Below are 16,623 nucleotides of genomic sequence, written 5' to 3' on the forward strand. Positions count from 1 at the left end.
TTCTAAATGGAAGATAATGAAGAACTGAACCATGAAAGTTTAGACCACCAAGAGGACTCCCAAGATAGCCTGGTGAAGGTTACGGGGATGTACAAGGATTGGTTTTTGGATTACGCTTCGTATGTAATATTAGAACGTGCCGTACCTGCCATTGAAGATGGATTTAAGCCCGTTCAGCGCAGAATCATGCATGCATTAAAAGAATTGGACGATGGTCGCTATAACAAAGTTGCCAATGTTGTGGGCCATACCATGCAGTATCATCCCCACGGCGATGCCAGTATTGCTGATGCCATGGTTCAAATCGGGCAAAAAGATCTACTAATCGACACTCAGGGTAACTGGGGAAATATTTTGACCGGGGATGGAGCCGCAGCACCACGATATATAGAGGCTCGACTTTCAAAGTTCGCGCTCGAAGTTGTGTACAGCCCAAAAATTACAGAATGGCAACTATCTTATGATGGCAGAAAGAAAGAACCGGTAAATCTGCCCGTAAAATTTCCATTGTTGCTTGCGCAAGGTGCGGAAGGAATAGCCGTGGGGCTTTCCACAAAAATTTTACCCCACAATTTTATTGAATTGATAGACGCTTCCATAAAACATTTACAAGGAAAGCGATTTACCATTTATCCCGATTTTCCAACAGCCGGAATCATTGATGTAACTAACTACAACGACGGTATGCGCGGGGGCAAGGTTCGGGTGCGGGCAAAAATTTCAACATTGGACAAGAACACTCTTGTTATTAACGAAATTCCGTATGGCACCAACACTTCTTCATTGATTGATTCCATTTTAAAAGCCAATGATAAAGGGAAAATCAAAGTAAAAAAGATTGAGGACAACACGGCAGCCGAAGTAGAGATATTGGTACACTTGCCAAATGGAATCTCTCCCGACAAAACCATTGACGCCCTCTACGCTTTTACCGCTTGTGAATCATCCATATCGCCCCTAGGTTGTGTTATTGAAGACAATAAACCTTTGTTCATCGGTGTAAAAGAGATGCTTGAAAGATCCACAGACAATACAGTGGACTTACTTAAAGCAGAGCTTCAAATACAATTGGACGAACTTGAGGAGCAATGGCACTTTTCATCGTTGGAAAGAATCTTTATTGAGAAAAGGATTTACCGTGAAATCGAAGAAGAGGAAACGTGGGAAGGGGTGATCAAGGCTATTGATGAAGGGTTGAAACCACATATTTCACATTTAAAGAGGGCCGTAACCAAAGAAGACATTGTTCGATTGACCGAAATCCGAATCAAACGAATTTCAAAATTTGATTTAGATAAAGCACAACAACTCATTGAAAGTTTAGAGGATAGGATTGCCGAAACCAAGCATCACTTGGAGCATTTGATAGACTATGCAGTTGCTTATTTTAAAGAGCTCAAAAAGAAATATGGTGAAGGCAGGGAGCGGAAATCAGAAATAAGAATTTTTGATGATATCGAAGCTACCAAAGTAGTCATTAGAAACACGAAGCTCTACGTAAACCGCAAAGAAGGTTTTATCGGAACCTCTTTAAAAAGAGATGAATACGTCACGGATTGTAGTGACATTGACGACATTATTGTCTTTACGGAAAAAGGCGAAATGATGGTCACCAAAGTGGATTCCAAGGTGTTTATCGGGAAAAACATTATCCACGTAGCCGTATTTAAAAAGAAAGACAAGCGCACTACTTACAACATGATTTACAAAATCATGAAAGGCGGCCCAAGTTACGTGAAGCGATTCAATGTAACCAGTATGACAAGGGACAAGCTGTATCAGCTCACTGGAGACAAGCCATCTGCCGAAGTACTATATTTTTCAGCAAACCCCAATGGCGAGGCCGAAGTTGTCACAATAATGCTGCGTCAATCGGGAAGCATAAAGAAACTTAAATGGGATCTTGATTTTTCAGATGTACTTATCAAAGGCCGTGGATCTAAAGGAAATCTAGTTACTAAATATGCGGTAAAACGCATTGAATTAAAAGAAAAAGGAGTTTCCACCTTAAAACCGAGAAAAATTTGGTTCGATGATGTAGTGAGCAGACTAAATGTTGATGGAAGAGGGGAGTTACTTGGTGAATTCAAAGGAGATGACCTGCTGTTGGTAATAGACCAGAAAGGCATTGTTAAAACCATTCCACCAGATTTGCTGACCCGATTTAACGACAACATGGTCGTGTTGGAAAAGTGGAACCCAGACAAGCCAATTTCAGTTGTACACTACGTAGGTGACAAGGAACGCTTTTACCTAAAAAGATTTTTGATAGAAAATCCAAACAGGGAAGAAGTTGTAATTTCCGACGACACCAATTCTTATATGGAACTCGTATCCACAGATTGGAGACCTAGATTGGAAATAGAATTTGTAAAACCACGAGGGAAAGACCCTAAACCCAACCAAGAGGTGGATGTTGAGGATTTTATATCCGTTAAAGGAATTAAAGCCCTCGGAAATCAAATTACCCCGGAAAAAGTCAAGAATATCAACGTTTTGGAATCTTTACCATACGAAGAACCCCAAGAGCAAAAAACAGAAGATATTGAAGTGGTTGGTGAAGAGCAAATAGAAAACGGCGATGATGATATAGAGACAAATAATGACAGTTCCGACCAAACCACTTTGTTTTGATGCTTATTATGGCTTATTTTCGCAAACAACATATCTAAAGCGTAAAGCTTAAATTTTCTTTATGGATTTTACAAACCCCCTGGTATACGGTGTGCCAGTATTTATCGCCTTTATATTACTGGAATTAACATATAGCAAAACCCACGATCACGATCATCACGATCTGTATAATTGGAAGGATTTGGCTGCAAGTGGTTTTATGGGAATAGGATCGGCTATTTTAGGGCCATTATTTAAAGTGGCATTTGCTATTTTGCTGTTCGAAGGAACCTACGAGCTTTTTAATCCCGAGGTTGATGGGGTAAGAACCAACATTATGGGATATGCATCTTTTGGTTACGCTTGGTTTGTTTGGATCCTGTGCCAATTGGCAGACGATTTCACCTATTACTGGTTCCACAGGGCCAATCACGAAATCCGGATTTTGTGGGCAGCCCACATTGTTCACCATTCATCGGACAATTTTAACTTGGGTACGGCCATACGTAACGGGTGGTTTACAATATTATACAAGCCCTTCTTTTATATATGGATGCCGGCCATTGGATTCCCTCCAGAAATGGTTTTGGTATGTTTGGGAATTGAAGCCCTATGGCAGTTTCAATTGCACACCGTATATGTTCCAAAGCTTGGGTTTTTGGAAAAATTTATGAACACGCACACCATGCACCAAGTGCACCACGCCCAAAATGTGGAATATTTGGATAAAAATCATGGAGGGTTCTTGAATATATTTGACAAAGTGTTCGGCACCTGGAAAGAATTGGATGATGATATCGATGTTAAGTACGGTGTAATACATGCGCCAGATTCTTACAACCCTATGGTTATTCTTACGCATGAGTTCAAAGACATTTGGAACGACATGAAGAAGTCCAAAAAATTGTCACATAAATTGATGTATATCTTTGGCCCTCCGGGATGGAGTCATGATGGGAGCACGCTTACGGTAAAACAACAGCAGCGCTTGTTCAATAAGCAAAAAGCAGCAAGTCCAGAGTTGACGTACCAGAGACCCAATTGATGTATTTGTGAACATTACACTTCATAAAGGCAATATCATCACTTCTAAATCCTGATGTGCTAAAACTGCATTAGATCAGTCAATTTTAAAGGCGGTTCCTTTAAATTTATTATTATCACCAACAATGTTGTATTCAAAAGTATATGAAGACCCCGATGTCGTCAATATTTTTATATGAATAGGTTTCTCTTCTGCTTTGTTTTTGGGATTCAAATTTTTTAGCACATACTCACAGTCATTGATCCAGCGAATAGAAGAGGAATCCTTTTTACCTTCAAATTCGTCAACCTCTAAATCCAAAGTCCTATGAAACACAGTCTCTTTTTCTTCGCCATTAATTGTGGCTTTAAAAGAGAAAGACCCTGTTTTAAAGTCTTCACAGTTACGTTGTGGAGCTTGACCGCATGCCATAAAAAATAGTAAAATCACGAAAGAAAAGATGAATTTTATCATAACAGCAAAGAAACGGAAAGTAGGTGAAAAGGTCAATCGTTTTTTGGACTGAATGTTTTAAAAGTACCATCAGTATAGAAAAAAACAATTTTATAAGGCTCTACAGGTCCGTTTATCTGCTTTTCATTGTTCGAATGGCTTATTTCGAGATTCTCATCTATTGACATTTCCACCTCCTCTGAAGTTCCATCAGTTTCATTTAGAATTTCGGTATCTGCTTTTCTTGGAAAATACCCTTCGCCTTTTAATAGCCAATATAAATCAACCTCGGGGTAGGTGTTTACCAATTTCATGACAAAATCCAGACTAGGTTTATTTCTCCCATTCAACAAATGGGAAATGCTGGATCGTTGCACACCAATCTCATCAGCAAATCCTGAGACAGATAATTCGAAATGATCGATGATCGCTTGTATGCGTGTTACAATATCTTTATTCACAAGTGTAAATTAATATGTGCCCAAGATAACATTATAAGTTTTAAATCAAAACAAAACATATGAAATACACTTGTATTAATTCAATAAATACTAGACATAAAACATTGTATTTCTTTGATAAATAATGCAATATATGTATAAACAATGCGGTGTTTACAAAAATATCTAAAACTGATAATTTTCATTGCTCATCAAATTACATTTGTAACTATTTTATATCGATGTGGTGTTACAAATGTAAATTAAAGGTTGGTTACTTTTGTAAACTTTAAGAATAAGCCCCATGATTGATTATTTATTGTATAAGGAAAAGTCCATTAATGGCAGGTACATAAATGCGGACATAATACAGCCTTGTTTTTCGAAATTACCGTTCCCACTAATCCATATTGGAAATTCTGTTGACGGAATTGAAATCAACGCTTTTAAATTAGGGTCTGGGCAAAAAAAGATTCTTATGTGGTCCCAAATGCACGGGAACGAATCCACAACCACCAAAGCAGTTTGGGACATGGTTAATTTTCTACAATCCGAAAATCCATTGGCTACACAAATTTTAAAGGAATGTAATTTGCTTATTGTTCCTATGCTTAATCCTGATGGAGCTAACTTGTATACTCGCGAAAACATAAATAAGGTAGATTTGAACCGTGATGCAAAAAATTTATCTCAGCCAGAGTCCATTGCATTAAGAAATCTATTTAAGTCGTTTCAGCCCAACTTCTGTTTTAATTTACATGATCAACGCACATTGTTCAGTGCTGGAAACACGGACAAATCAGCAACCATTTCATTTTTGTCGCCCTCAAGTAATAAAGCTAGGGATATAACTCCTGCCAGAGAGGTTGCCATGAAATTAATTGTTGGGATGAATAAAATGCTCCAAAAACATATTCCTGGTCAGGTTGGGAGGTACGATGATGGGTTTAATGATAATTGTATTGGTGACACATTTCAAATGTTGGGGGTTCCTACAATTTTATTTGAATCAGGACACTACCCTAAAGATTATGAACGAGAAAAAACTCGGGAATACATCTTTCTTTCTATGTTGGAAGCACTAAAAATTATTGCCGAAGACAAAATTGACATGTATAGCACAGGTGACTACTTTTCAATTCCCGGGAATCAGAAATTGTTTTTTGATGTGATAATTGAAAATCCAGAATTGGTCAATCCTGAAATTGAACAAGGACAAAAGATAGGGATTCGCTATAAAGAAGTTTTGGATGTTGATAAAGTTATTTTTACGCCTGAAATAGTTGAAATTGGAGCGCTTGACAGGTTTTATGCTCATAAAACAATAGTATGCGTTGATACCAAGGATTTTGGCTTTAATTCTGCGGAAATAAAACTTTTAGATTTGTTGTTAAAAACCAAGAATTAAACACCGTTAATCGTTAGTTCTTACATTTTATTTTAAAATTCCCCTTTTTTATTACGTAATTTTTCATTTTTAACTACTTTTGCTGCAAATTCGATGTAATGAACAAAGTTAAATTAGACGAGATAGATCACCAGATATTGGATATGTTAATCGATAATACCCGTACACCATTTACGGATATTGCCAAGAAATTGCTGATTTCAGCAGGTACGGTTCATGTTCGTGTCAAAAAAATGGAAGAATCCGGAATCATAAAAGGTTCTTCCCTTACTTTAGACTATGTTAAGCTAGGATATTCCTTTATCGCTTATGTAGGTATATTTTTGGAAAAAACACATCAAACCAAATTTGTACTGGAAAGACTTAGTCAGATACCTTATGTTACTGTAGGTCATATTACCACCGGAAAATTCAATATTTTCTGTAAAATCAGAGCAAAGGATACCACGCATGCCAAAAATATCATTTTTAAAATAGATGATATAGACGGTATCAGCAGAACGGAAACTATGATTTCCTTGGAGGAAAGTATCAACGATAAAAAACGTTTGATGCACACCATTTTCAACGAGCTGTAATTCCATAAAAACATTGATGCTTCTTTCGGAACTGCCACCTTCTGAATACAATCCATTCTATCGAACCTATATAATGGCGTTAGGTGATGTGGATTTATTTGAGGAATTAAAAGCTGGTAGGTCAGATTTTTTGTCGCTTTTAGAGAAAATTCCAGAAGGAAAGCTTCATTTTGCATACGAGAAAGGTAAATGGACTCTGGCCGAATCCATAGTACATATGCTGGACACGGAACGGATATTCCAATATCGTTCGCTTTGTATTGCCCGTAATGATAAAACCCTGTTGCCTGGTTTTGATCAAGACGACTATGTACCATTTTCCAACCCCACCAATCGAACAAAAAATGATTTGATCGAAGAATATTTGGCGGTAAGAGGTGCTACTGCAACGTTATTTTCATCTTTTGATGAAGAGGCATTAAAAAGAGTAGGGACGGCTAGTGGTTCAAAAATAAGTGTACGGGCCATGGGGTTCATTATAAGTGGACACCAGGCGCACCATATTCGGATAATAGAAGAAAGATATTTGTCGTAATCAATAGTTTTGGTCTTCCTCCAAGTTTTCTGGGGTAGATTCCAAATCTTCATAGGTGTTTTCTTTAAATTCAGAAGAAACTAAATCTTTGTCCAGTTCTTTTTCAATGGTTTCTTCAAAATTTGCTATAAAAGTGGAAAGGCTTTTACTTATTTTCACCAAATAGACGGTATCTTCCGTTTTTACCTCCACAGCTTCAATGACCACCCCATTCGGTTTTTTAATGGTAATAATGTCATCGTCGCCATATCCGTCGGGATAGGTGTCAATCAAAATAGCTGCGACTCTGTGGTCCAACTTTTTGTAATCTATCAAAATTCGTTTCATAATGGTTAGTTATTAATTACATTCCTAAACTAGGAATTTTGAACTTGATAGTACTCAAAGAGTTGCGAACTTAAAAATTAAGTATGCGAAGTGTTTATTCCATGTAGTAAGCAAACGCTTTTTGAAACAATTCTTCAGGAATTTCAATGTCAGTTACAGCTTCACCAATAGCTTGAAGCAAAACAAAATTCACGTTGCCATGTGAGTTCTTCTTGTCATATTTCAACAATTGAAGGATGGCATGGATATCACTATAAGTAAAATTTTCTTTGTCAAAATGCGTCAAAAACCCTTTTTTGATTTCATCCAATGCCAATTTGGAAAGTCCACGGAGCTCGTGCGATAAGTAACCTTCCAAAATCATCCCCACGGCTATGGCCTCACCATGGAACAGGGTTCTCTTATCTTGATTTTCCAAGCAATATGATTCTATGGCATGCCCTAGCGTATGTCCAAAATTTAAGATTTTTCGTAATCCCTTCTCCGTTGGATCTTGTAACACTACTTCGTTCTTAATCGCTATTGACCGTTGAATACAAGAAGGGTCGGTAAAATTATGTTCCTCCGTAAGATCTTTCCAATAATTCTTGTCCATAATCAGGCCATGCTTCAGCATCTCAGCATACCCACTTTTGGTTTGACGTGGGTCCAGCGTTTTTATGAATTCAGGGAATATTAATACCATTTGTGGCTGATTGATTACCCCAATCTGATTTTTCAGCGCACCAAGGTCCACGCCAGTTTTACCTCCGATGGACGCATCGACCATGGAAAGCAGGGTAGTAGGGATGTTGATGAAATCGATACCTCTTTTAAAAGTAGAAGCTACAAATCCTCCCATATCGGTCAATACACCGCCACCAAGATTAATCAGCAAACTTTTTCTGTCACCATCTAAATTTGAAAGGCCTTCCCATAGCTGTAAACAGGTTTGGATATTCTTATTTTCTTCACCAGACGGGATTTCCAACATGGAATCAACAGAGCCATTGAATATTTTATCGAAAATTGGCAAACAATGTTCCTTGGTATTTTCATCCACCAACAGGAAGATTTTGGAATATTTCCTGCTTGCAACATGTTGGTTGAGGGCAGCTTTTGCCAATTCATTAATATGTACCTCGTAAGACTGTGATTTAACCGACTCCATAATTTTATTTACACTGCTAAATAAAGATTATTTTTATATAAATGGTTATAGATTCCGTACTTATATTTGAATCTTTAATGGATTATAATTAATGCGACCAAATTTTGAGAATACTGCAATAGCTTTTGAGCTTAAATCGGACTCCCAGCTGGAGCGAGCCTATTTTCTTTTTAAAATGATTTCCAAGGAACCTTTGGTTCGAATTGGTACCGCGGTCACCAATTTTGCAATCAAGGTGCACCTTCCGGTTGAAGGTTTGATAAGGGCCACGGTATTCGACCATTTTTGTGGTGGGGTAAACGAAAAGGATTGTTTGCCAATTATTGACAATATGTATGGTAATGGGGTATATTCCATTTTGGATTATTCGGCCGAAGGCAAAGAGGTGGACAACCAGTTTGACTTTGCAATGGAAAAAACCTTGGATATTCTCGATTTTGTCAAGGAAAAGGATGCTATGCCCTTTGCTGTTTTCAAACCCACAGGTTTTGGACGGTTTAAATTATTTGAAAAAGTAACTGCTGGCTCTGAATTAGATGAAAATGAACAAGCGGAGTGGAACAGAATTGTGGCTCGATTCGATAAAGTCTGTCAAAAAGCCTACGATTTGGATGTTGCATTATTGATAGATGCCGAGGAAAGTTGGATGCAGGATGCTGCGGACGATCTGATCCTCGATCTTATGCGAAAGTACAATAAGCAGAAAGCCGTGGTATTTAACACCTTTCAGATGTACCGTTGGGACCGGTTGGATTATGTTAAGAAGCTATGTATAATAGCGGAGGCAGAAGGTTTTAAGATTGGAGCAAAAGCAGTTCGTGGAGCCTATATGGAAAAGGAGAACGATAGGGCCAACGAAAATGGCTACGAAAGCCCTATTTGCAAATCCAAACGGGATACCGATGAGAATTTTGATGCTGCTATCCATTTTATTATAGACCATTTGGAACACTTCACCATTTTTGCAGGCACCCATAATGAAAAGAGCACCCTTAAGTTGGTTGACCTCATGGAAAAAATGTGTATACCGGCGAACCATGAAAAAATTTGGTTTGGGCAATTGTTTGGAATGAGCGACCATATTACCTACAATTTAGCAGCGCAGGGGTATAACGCCGTAAAATATGTTCCATTTGGTCCCGTGAGGGATGTAATGCCATACTTGATCAGAAGGGCAGAGGAAAACACCTCAGTTGCTGGACAGACTTCTAGGGAGTTGGCCTTGATTAAAAAGGAAAGGAAGCGTAGGAAGTTGGAGGAAGCCTAGAACAATGGAATATTCTGTATTTAGAAACAAGTTTTTTTAAAAGAGTTTGAATTTTCTTGTAACAAAATATCTAGCTCTTAGACATATAGATAAATTAATGTTTATATGGAACTAGATGCACTGAAAGAAAGTTGGCGGACACTTAATTTTGAATCATTTGATAGTATAGATAATAGTAGTTCTTCTTTCTTAAAAGATAAATCGGTTTTAAGTTCTCGGTTAATCACAAAAAAACTTTTTTGGATTTCACTGGTTGAGTTTGCTATTTGGGGTTTTATTGGTATCGGGTTTCAAATCTTCTTCATGCATTTTACACCCCAGTCCTTTTTAGAGTTCAAGCCTTTAATTTTATTGGATAAATTGAATTATGTTGCTTTAGGACTTTTTGTCCTAACATTTTTGATTTCCTTCAAATCCATTAACGCGTTGAGTGATGTTAAGCTTGTTATACATAGGCTTTTAAATACCAAACGGATAGTCAATATCTATATCTATTACAACTTAGCCATATTTGTCATTTCATTTATGACGAGTTTTATTTGGGAGCTTTACAACAATGATGAGTTAAAAGTATTGCTTCAAGATAAAGAAGGATTTATTTATGTTGCTATTATTGTTTTTGGAACCACATTAACCTTAGCCTTTGCAACTATAATATATAAACTGTATAGGCTGGTTTATGGAAGTATGATAATCAATTTCCAGAAACACTTGAAAAATCTTAGGAAGCTAGATGATGAAATTTCCACATAAAAAAAGCCAACATTATTGTTGGCTTTTATCTTGATTAATACACTCTTTTAGCAGATAATAACTTCAATTATATCTACAATAATTTCAACTGTTTTTTTTGCTAAAGCCATCATAAGAAGTAGGATTTTAAGTTAATATTAAATGATAAATCCTTATGGATTTTAAAGAAAAGTATCATTAATATTATCAAAATATAACAGCTATTTGATGGAACAGGCGTTTGAATTGATGACTACAGCTTTTGAATTGACCGATAGTATTTTAAAACCTTATTTATTGCTTTTCTGAAGATTTTCCACTTCAACTCTATCCAAACAATTCTTAGCCTTTAGCTCCAATTCCTCCCCATTGTATTCGTGGGAGATAAAATAAATTTTACATGGCTCGGCTTTAGTGTCGCTTCTTCCAAAATCCACATCGCCATCTTTAAAAAATGACTGAATCATCAAAGTATCCCGGTATTGCTCGGGAAGAGATTCTGAGAAATTCAAGGGTTTGGAGCGCATATCCTTGAGCACTCTACAATTGGGAAAATAGCAAAAGTCCAATCCCTCTTCACCTGATTTTTTCTTCAAAATAAAAACCAAAAAAATCAATCCAATGGATAGTCCTACTAAGTACCATCCCAATCGTTTTAAAAATGCCATTTAAATTAAAAAATAAGAAAGTTAATATCGTTATAGTTTAGTCCAAACCAATCCCCAACGGATTTATTGGTTAAAATACCATGGTACATATATAGTCCATTGCGCAAACCTTTATCAAACCGAAGCGAATGTTCCAAACCACCTTCTTCACCAATTTTCAATAAATAGGGGGTAAAGATATTACTTATGGAAATGGAGGATGTTCTAGGGTATCTGGATGGAATATTGGGCACACCATAATGGATGACCCCAAATTTATCAAATGTTGGTTTTCTGTGTGTAGTGACTTCCGAGGTTTCAAAACAGCCCCCCATATCAATACTTACATCAATGATTACTGCGCCCCTTTTCATGTTTTCTACCATGGAACTAGATACAACTACAGGCGACCGGTCCTTGCCGCGTGTGGCTCCAATGGCCACATCGCAACGTTTTAGAGACTTTATTAAGTTCTTTGGTTGCACTGTAGAAGTGTAAAGCGTTTGGTTGAGATTTGTTTGGAGGTTTCGTAATTTACTTATTGAATTATCGAAAACCTTAACATTGGCTCCCAATCCCAAAGCTGATCTTGCTGCAAATTCCCCAACAGTTCCAGCACCAATGATCACAACTTCAACTGGAGGCACACCACTAATGTTCCCAAACATAAGTCCATTGCCCGTATTGGGGTTGGACATTAATTCCGAAGCAATCAGAATGGAAGAAATCCCCGCAATTTCACTCAATGAGCGAACGGCCGGGTAATTGCCATCATCATCTCGAATATATTCAAATGCAACAGCAGTCAATCTTTTTTTGGCCATGACCTCAAAATATTCCTTGTTCTGGGTCTTTATCTGCAAGGCTGAGATTATAATGGTCTGTGGGTTCAGAAAATCTATTTCCGAAAGGGTAGGGGGCTCTACTTTTAGAATTAAGGGGCAGGAAAATACTTTTTTGGTGTCGCGGGTAATTTCGGCTCCGGCATTGGTATAATCAATATCCGAAAACTTTGCTCCTTCACCAGCACCGGACTCTACCAGTACACGGTGTCCATTAGCGGTTATTGCATTAACAGCGTCTGGGGTTAGACAAACCCGTTTTTCTTGGTATTGGTTCTCTTTTGGGATACCTATAAAAAGTTCCCCCTTTATATTGGCAACCTCAAGGGTTTCTTCTTGGGGCAATAATTGTTGTTTGCTAAATGGAGAGGAAGCTTGACTCATAAGAGGAAAATCTGTTCACAATACCATAAGGTATCAAAGCAAATTTACATTTTTTTTGCAGCAGTCTTCTTGCGTTGTTCCAATTTCTCACGTTCCTTACGCAATTCTTCTTTTTCCTTGAGGATTTGTAGTTCTGTATCCATGGCCTCTAGATCAATCCCATGTACGTGTTTATCCACCAATTTTAACCTGATAAAATAAACTACCGGAACCACTACCATGGTAACGGCAATCACATACATTACTTCATTCTCATCCACTATACCGGATTGAAATGTCAATACGGCAAATAGCTGAAAGCTGTACATTGCTATAGGAATCAAAATAGCATAATACCACCATTCTTTACAGGTAACAAACCAAATGACAAGGGCCAATAAAGGAACGATTTTACTAAAGTAATAGTAAAATGCCTCCGATACATCGTTAAAACCATTGGGTTCGAAACTAATGCCTAAAAAAGAATATGTTTCGACATCTACAGGTATATACTTATACCAATAGAACAATATGGGGGTTATTGCTATCAAGAGTGCAAAAACACCTTCCATAATCAACTTCCTCCTGATACTTCGTTTATCACTCATTAGTCATGATAACACTAAAATCAAATTTTTATTGCAAAAAAATGGCCCTATTTAAAAATAGAGCCATTTTGGTCGTTAAAGGAATAAGAGAATTATAGTTTTCTTATGTCCTTTTTCTTGATGCTAGTAGTTTGATTGTCATCAAAAGTCACTGTAGTTGATACAGCAGTCATTGCCAAAAAGGCAACAGCTAGCAATCCAAAAAAAACTTTCTTAGTGTTCATCGTAAAAGAGTTTTTAGGTTAATAAATGAATTCATTATCAGAACAAATGTAGGAAAATATATCAACTAACATCACCTTTTATCGATAAAATTGGTTTTTAATCGCAAAAACACAGCGTTTTATCGAAATTGGCTTGTTCTGAACAATAATTCCACTGAAAATAGACCGATATTATTTTAAGTAATATTTAACTCGATTGAACGTGTGTTTTCTTCGACAAAGTGCAAGAATAGACTTACAGCATTCTCTGGTAGTAAAGAAGATATTTTCTCCGGCCATTCAATAAACAACCATTCATCCGTACCGAGGTAATCTTCAAAGCCTATATCAAAGGCTTCTATTTCATCATTGAGTCTATAAAAATCAAAATGATATGCAATGGGGTTATTATTTTGATCGGAATATTCGTTTACCAAACCAAACGTTGGGCTACTTGCCAAATCTATCGCGCCAAGCTCTTTGACCAAAGCTTTTACCAATGTTGTTTTGCCAACACCCATATCTCCATACAAACAGAGTACTTTGCTGGGAGCAATTTGCAGCACTTCTTTTGCCACTTCGTTAATTTGATCCAATTGGAAACTTCTCTTCAAAACTGTTTTATTTAGGGTCTAAAACTACAAAGGGAATAATCATTTCTTCTAAAGAAACCCCACCATGCTGATATGTATTTCTATAATAACTCACATAATAATTGTAGTTATTGGGATATGCAAAAAAGAGGTCGTTCTTGGCAAAAACATAACTACTACTCAAATTTATGTTGGGTAAATGAATCTCCTGTGGGCTTCTGGTTGCCAACACATCCTTATCTTGGTATGTGAGGCTCCTACCTGTTTTATAACGTAAATTTAAGCTGGTTTCCCTATCCCCGATAAGCTTGGAAGGTTGCTTTACATTTATGGTACCGTGGTCTGTGGTTAAAATCAATTTCATGCCAAGATCTTGTGCCTGTTGAATGATTTCCAACAAAGGCGAATTTTTGAACCAACTCAACGTGAGTGAACGATACGCCTTATCGTTGGATGCAAGTTCTTTTACCACTTCCATTTCGGTTTTGGAGTGGGACAACATATCCACAAAATTATAGACAACTACGGTCAAATCGTTATCCTTTTGTGATTTAAAGTTTTGCGCAAGTTGTTTTCCCTGCTTAAGACTACTTATTTTATGGTACTCCCAATTTAAATCCATTCCCAATCTTTTAAGCTGTTCGCCTAAAAATTCTGATTCATATAGATTTTTACCCCCTTCATCCGTATCATTCTTCCACCAATTGGGATAACGCTTCTCCATTTCGGATGGCATAAGGCCAGAAAATAGAGCATTCCGGGCATACTGAGTCGCCGTGGGCAGAATACTAAAATATGCTGACTCTTGTTTCTTTTTATAATGAATCGATAAGGTTTTCTCAAACGCCAACCATTGATCATACCTTAAATTATCGATAACCACCAAAAGTGTTTTGTTGCCCTCCAGTTCGGGTTGGATTTTATTCTTAAATAAAGTATGCGACATTACAGGAGCTTCACTGTCCTGGAACCAGGCCTTATAATTCTTATCCACAAACTTGCCAAATTGGGAGTTTGCCTCCACTTTCTGGGACTCTAATATCTCGAACATACCGGAATCTTCAATCTGTTCCAGTTCCAACTCCCAATAAATTAATTTTTTATAGAGTTCAACCCACTCTTCGTAAGTGTTTACCATGGATAAATCCATGGCTATTTTGGTGAATTCTTGCTGATAATTGGCTGTGGTTTTCTCAGAAACCAAGCGAGAGTTGTCCAAACTCTTTTTCAAAGACAAAAGAATTTGGTTGGGATTTACAGGTTTTATAAGATAGTCCGCAATTTTGGAGCCAATTGCCTCGTCCATAATATATTCCTCTTCACTTTTGGTAATCATCACCACAGGAATAGAACCATCATATTTTTTAATTTCCATAAGTGTTTCCAAACCAGAAAGTCCTGGCATGTTTTCATCTAAGAAAACAATATCAAAAAAAGCGTTTTTGATCTCTTCCAAGGCATCTTGGCCACTTTGGCTCGTCACCACATTATAGCCTTTACTTTCTAAAAATAATATGTGGGGTTTTAATAGGTCTATTTCATCATCGACCCATAGAATTGTTATCTTGTTCATATAGTAGTTATCTTTGTGGGAATTAAAACAAAAATCCTTGGTAAAAACCAATAAGCTTAACGTTTTCAACGATCCAATTTACGGTTTTATTGGAACTCCAAACGAACTAATTTTTAGTTTGATATCGCATCCTTATTTTCAAAGGCTGAGACGAATATCGCAAATGGGGCTTTCATATTTGGTATACCCAGGAGCGCACCATACCAGATTTCATCATGCCCTTGGCAGCATGCACTTGATGACGAAAGCGATTCAGGTGTTAAAATTAAAAAATGTAACGATTACCGAAGAAGAAGAAAAAGGTTTATTGTGTGCCATTTTGCTTCACGACATTGGTCATGGACCATTTTCACATGCTTTGGAAGGTTTTGTGGCAAAAGAAATAAGCCATGAACAAATCTCTTTACAATTCATGATGGAGTTGAACAAAGAGTTTAATGGCCAACTAGATTTAGCCATTGCGATTTTCCAAGGGAACTATCCCAAGCCGTTTTTAAATCAATTGGTATCCAGTCAGTTGGATATGGACCGTTTGGATTACTTGAAAAGAGATAGTTTTTATTCAGGGGTAACCGAAGGAAACATTAATTCTGAGCGCCTTATTTCCATGTTGAATGTAGTAGAGGGAAATTTGGTGGTAGAGGAAAAGGCTTTTTATGCAGTGGAAAAATTCCTTATGGCCCGTAGATTTATGTATTGGCAAGTATACCTCCATAAAACAGGATTGGTAGCGGAACAGTTGTTGATTCGGATAATGCAACGGGCGAGATTGCTTCTGAGTCAAGATGAAATACTTACAGGCAGTGAACCATTGTTATTTTTCCTAACGAATAACGGTAAGTTATCCTTTGATTCACACGTTTTGGCAACGTTTGCCCAACTTGACGATATTGATATTCTTAGCGCTTTAAAAAGTTGGCAATTCCATGATGACTTTGTGCTTTCTAAACTATGCACGATGCTTTTAAATAGAAGTTTACTGCATGTTAAAGTGAAAAATAAACCAATGTCCCAAGAAAAAATCGAAGAGAAAATGGATTGGATTACGGAAAAATATGACCTTACAACCAAAGAAGCCACTAACTTTGTATTTCAGGGTGAAATATCCAACAAGGCCTATAGTAAGGATGAAGCTATACAAATTTTAAAAAAGAACGGAAAAATATCTGACGTCTTGAAAGAGTCGGACCAGTTAAGCTTAAAAGCATTGGCCAAAACCGTTACCAAATATTATAGCTGTTATCCAAAGAAAGCCGTTTAACAAATT

The 16,623-nt window shown here is 37.1% G+C and carries 18 protein-coding genes; 8 read left to right on the forward strand and 10 right to left on the reverse strand.

All coding sequences use genetic code 11. The features are described from left to right. Nucleotides 1–6: 6 nt before the first annotated feature. Nucleotides 7–2,634 carry a DNA gyrase/topoisomerase IV subunit A gene (locus MWU56_RS02470; RefSeq protein WP_247041863.1) on the forward strand — a complete coding sequence of 876 codons (2,628 nt, stop codon included), beginning with the start codon at nt 7–9 and terminating at the stop codon, nt 2,632–2,634. A gap of 61 nt (nt 2,635–2,695) precedes the next feature. Then, the gene (locus tag MWU56_RS02475; RefSeq protein ID WP_247041864.1) at nt 2,696–3,658 is read left to right on the forward strand and encodes a sterol desaturase family protein; all 963 of its coding nucleotides are present in this window, start codon (nt 2,696–2,698) and stop codon (nt 3,656–3,658) included. Between the two features lie 75 nt (nt 3,659–3,733). Here MWU56_RS02475 and MWU56_RS02480 read toward each other — a convergent pair whose 3' ends face one another. Continuing rightward, on the reverse strand, nt 3,734–4,069 hold the full coding sequence (locus MWU56_RS02480; protein WP_247041865.1) for a DNA topoisomerase IV: 336 nt from the start codon (nt 4,067–4,069) through the stop codon (nt 3,734–3,736). A gap of 74 nt (nt 4,070–4,143) precedes the next feature. Next, the gene (locus MWU56_RS02485; RefSeq protein ID WP_247041867.1) at nt 4,144–4,551 is read right to left on the reverse strand and encodes a helix-turn-helix transcriptional regulator; all 408 of its coding nucleotides are present in this window, start codon (nt 4,549–4,551) and stop codon (nt 4,144–4,146) included. Nucleotides 4,552–4,834: 283 nt separating this feature from the next. Here MWU56_RS02485 and MWU56_RS02490 point away from each other — a divergent pair, with 283 nt between their 5' ends. From MWU56_RS02490 to MWU56_RS02500, 3 genes are all read left to right on the forward strand, one after another. After that, nucleotides 4,835–5,938 (forward strand): M14 metallopeptidase family protein, encoded by a 1,104-nt coding sequence (locus tag MWU56_RS02490; RefSeq protein WP_247041869.1) that lies wholly within the window; start codon nt 4,835–4,837, stop codon nt 5,936–5,938. A gap of 98 nt (nt 5,939–6,036) precedes the next feature. Beyond that, nucleotides 6,037–6,516, forward strand: coding sequence for an Lrp/AsnC family transcriptional regulator (locus tag MWU56_RS02495; RefSeq protein WP_247041870.1), 480 nt, complete (start codon nt 6,037–6,039; stop codon nt 6,514–6,516). A 16-nt stretch (nt 6,517–6,532) separates the two neighbouring features. Next, nucleotides 6,533–7,051, forward strand: coding sequence for a DinB family protein (locus MWU56_RS02500; RefSeq protein WP_247041872.1), 519 nt, complete (start codon nt 6,533–6,535; stop codon nt 7,049–7,051). Here MWU56_RS02500 and MWU56_RS02505 read toward each other — a convergent pair whose 3' ends face one another. Both MWU56_RS02505 and aroB read right to left on the reverse strand, forming a co-directional pair. Further along, nucleotides 7,052–7,378, reverse strand: a complete 327-nt coding sequence (locus MWU56_RS02505; protein WP_247041874.1) for a hypothetical protein — start codon at nt 7,376–7,378, stop codon at nt 7,052–7,054. It abuts the gene before it with no gap. Between the two features lie 94 nt (nt 7,379–7,472). Next, on the reverse strand, nt 7,473–8,528 hold the full coding sequence (gene aroB / locus MWU56_RS02510; protein WP_247041876.1) for a 3-dehydroquinate synthase: 1,056 nt from the start codon (nt 8,526–8,528) through the stop codon (nt 7,473–7,475). A gap of 91 nt (nt 8,529–8,619) precedes the next feature. On the opposite strand from aroB, the gene MWU56_RS02515 reads away from it, so the two are divergent. Both MWU56_RS02515 and MWU56_RS02520 read left to right on the forward strand, forming a co-directional pair. Beyond that, nucleotides 8,620–9,795 (forward strand): proline dehydrogenase family protein, encoded by a 1,176-nt coding sequence (locus MWU56_RS02515; protein ID WP_247041877.1) that lies wholly within the window; start codon nt 8,620–8,622, stop codon nt 9,793–9,795. A gap of 303 nt (nt 9,796–10,098) precedes the next feature. Continuing rightward, nucleotides 10,099–10,548: a hypothetical protein gene (locus MWU56_RS02520; protein ID WP_247041878.1), complete on the forward strand. Its 450-nt coding sequence runs from the start codon at nt 10,099–10,101 to the stop codon at nt 10,546–10,548. 269 nt (nt 10,549–10,817) lie between these two features. Here the strand turns inward: MWU56_RS02520 and MWU56_RS02525 are convergent, their stop codons facing one another. From MWU56_RS02525 to MWU56_RS02545, 6 genes are all read right to left on the reverse strand, one after another. After that, nucleotides 10,818–11,195, reverse strand: coding sequence for a DUF4258 domain-containing protein (locus tag MWU56_RS02525; RefSeq protein WP_247041879.1), 378 nt, complete (start codon nt 11,193–11,195; stop codon nt 10,818–10,820). A 5-nt stretch (nt 11,196–11,200) separates the two neighbouring features. Further along, nucleotides 11,201–12,400, reverse strand: a complete 1,200-nt coding sequence (locus MWU56_RS02530) for an alanine dehydrogenase (protein ID WP_247041880.1) — start codon at nt 12,398–12,400, stop codon at nt 11,201–11,203. 44 nt (nt 12,401–12,444) lie between these two features. After that, nucleotides 12,445–12,987, reverse strand: a complete 543-nt coding sequence (locus tag MWU56_RS02535) for a hypothetical protein (RefSeq protein WP_247041881.1) — start codon at nt 12,985–12,987, stop codon at nt 12,445–12,447. A gap of 92 nt (nt 12,988–13,079) precedes the next feature. Continuing rightward, the gene (locus MWU56_RS16510; protein WP_262917769.1) at nt 13,080–13,211 is read right to left on the reverse strand and encodes a hypothetical protein; all 132 of its coding nucleotides are present in this window, start codon (nt 13,209–13,211) and stop codon (nt 13,080–13,082) included. A 176-nt stretch (nt 13,212–13,387) separates the two neighbouring features. Next, nucleotides 13,388–13,804 carry a tRNA (adenosine(37)-N6)-threonylcarbamoyltransferase complex ATPase subunit type 1 TsaE gene (gene tsaE / locus MWU56_RS02540; protein WP_247041887.1) on the reverse strand — a complete coding sequence of 139 codons (417 nt, stop codon included), beginning with the start codon at nt 13,802–13,804 and terminating at the stop codon, nt 13,388–13,390. Nucleotides 13,805–13,811: 7 nt separating this feature from the next. Further along, nucleotides 13,812–15,356, reverse strand: a complete 1,545-nt coding sequence (locus MWU56_RS02545; protein WP_247041890.1) for a PglZ domain-containing protein — start codon at nt 15,354–15,356, stop codon at nt 13,812–13,814. 37 nt (nt 15,357–15,393) lie between these two features. Here MWU56_RS02545 and MWU56_RS02550 point away from each other — a divergent pair, with 37 nt between their 5' ends. Continuing rightward, nucleotides 15,394–16,617, forward strand: coding sequence for an HD domain-containing protein (locus tag MWU56_RS02550; protein WP_247041892.1), 1,224 nt, complete (start codon nt 15,394–15,396; stop codon nt 16,615–16,617). Nucleotides 16,618–16,623 lie beyond the last annotated feature (6 nt).

Origin of the sequence: Allomuricauda sp. F6463D (assembly GCF_023015965.1) — a bacterium.
Taxonomy (GTDB): Bacteria; Bacteroidota; Bacteroidia; order Flavobacteriales; family Flavobacteriaceae; genus Flagellimonas.

Coding starts and splice junctions, on each gene's coding strand:
- MWU56_RS02515 (WP_247041877.1), top strand. CDS start 8,620: ATGCGACCAAATTTTGAGAATACTGCAATAGCTTTTGAGCTTAAATCG.
- MWU56_RS02505 (WP_247041874.1), bottom strand. CDS start 7,378: ATGAAACGAATTTTGATAGATTACAAAAAGTTGGACCACAGAGTCGCA.
- MWU56_RS02490 (WP_247041869.1), top strand. CDS start 4,835: ATGATTGATTATTTATTGTATAAGGAAAAGTCCATTAATGGCAGGTAC.
- MWU56_RS02475 (WP_247041864.1), top strand. CDS start 2,696: ATGGATTTTACAAACCCCCTGGTATACGGTGTGCCAGTATTTATCGCC.
- MWU56_RS02520 (WP_247041878.1), top strand. CDS start 10,099: ATGCATTTTACACCCCAGTCCTTTTTAGAGTTCAAGCCTTTAATTTTA.
- MWU56_RS02500 (WP_247041872.1), top strand. CDS start 6,533: ATGCTTCTTTCGGAACTGCCACCTTCTGAATACAATCCATTCTATCGA.
- MWU56_RS02470 (WP_247041863.1), top strand. CDS start 7: ATGGAAGATAATGAAGAACTGAACCATGAAAGTTTAGACCACCAAGAG.
- MWU56_RS02480 (WP_247041865.1), bottom strand. CDS start 4,069: ATGGCATGCGGTCAAGCTCCACAACGTAACTGTGAAGACTTTAAAACA.
- aroB (WP_247041876.1), bottom strand. CDS start 8,528: ATGGAGTCGGTTAAATCACAGTCTTACGAGGTACATATTAATGAATTG.
- MWU56_RS02530 (WP_247041880.1), bottom strand. CDS start 12,400: ATGAGTCAAGCTTCCTCTCCATTTAGCAAACAACAATTATTGCCCCAA.
- MWU56_RS02545 (WP_247041890.1), bottom strand. CDS start 15,356: ATGAACAAGATAACAATTCTATGGGTCGATGATGAAATAGACCTATTA.
- MWU56_RS02525 (WP_247041879.1), bottom strand. CDS start 11,195: ATGGCATTTTTAAAACGATTGGGATGGTACTTAGTAGGACTATCCATT.
- MWU56_RS02495 (WP_247041870.1), top strand. CDS start 6,037: ATGAACAAAGTTAAATTAGACGAGATAGATCACCAGATATTGGATATG.
- MWU56_RS16510 (WP_262917769.1), bottom strand. CDS start 13,211: ATGAACACTAAGAAAGTTTTTTTTGGATTGCTAGCTGTTGCCTTTTTG.
- MWU56_RS02535 (WP_247041881.1), bottom strand. CDS start 12,987: ATGAGTGATAAACGAAGTATCAGGAGGAAGTTGATTATGGAAGGTGTT.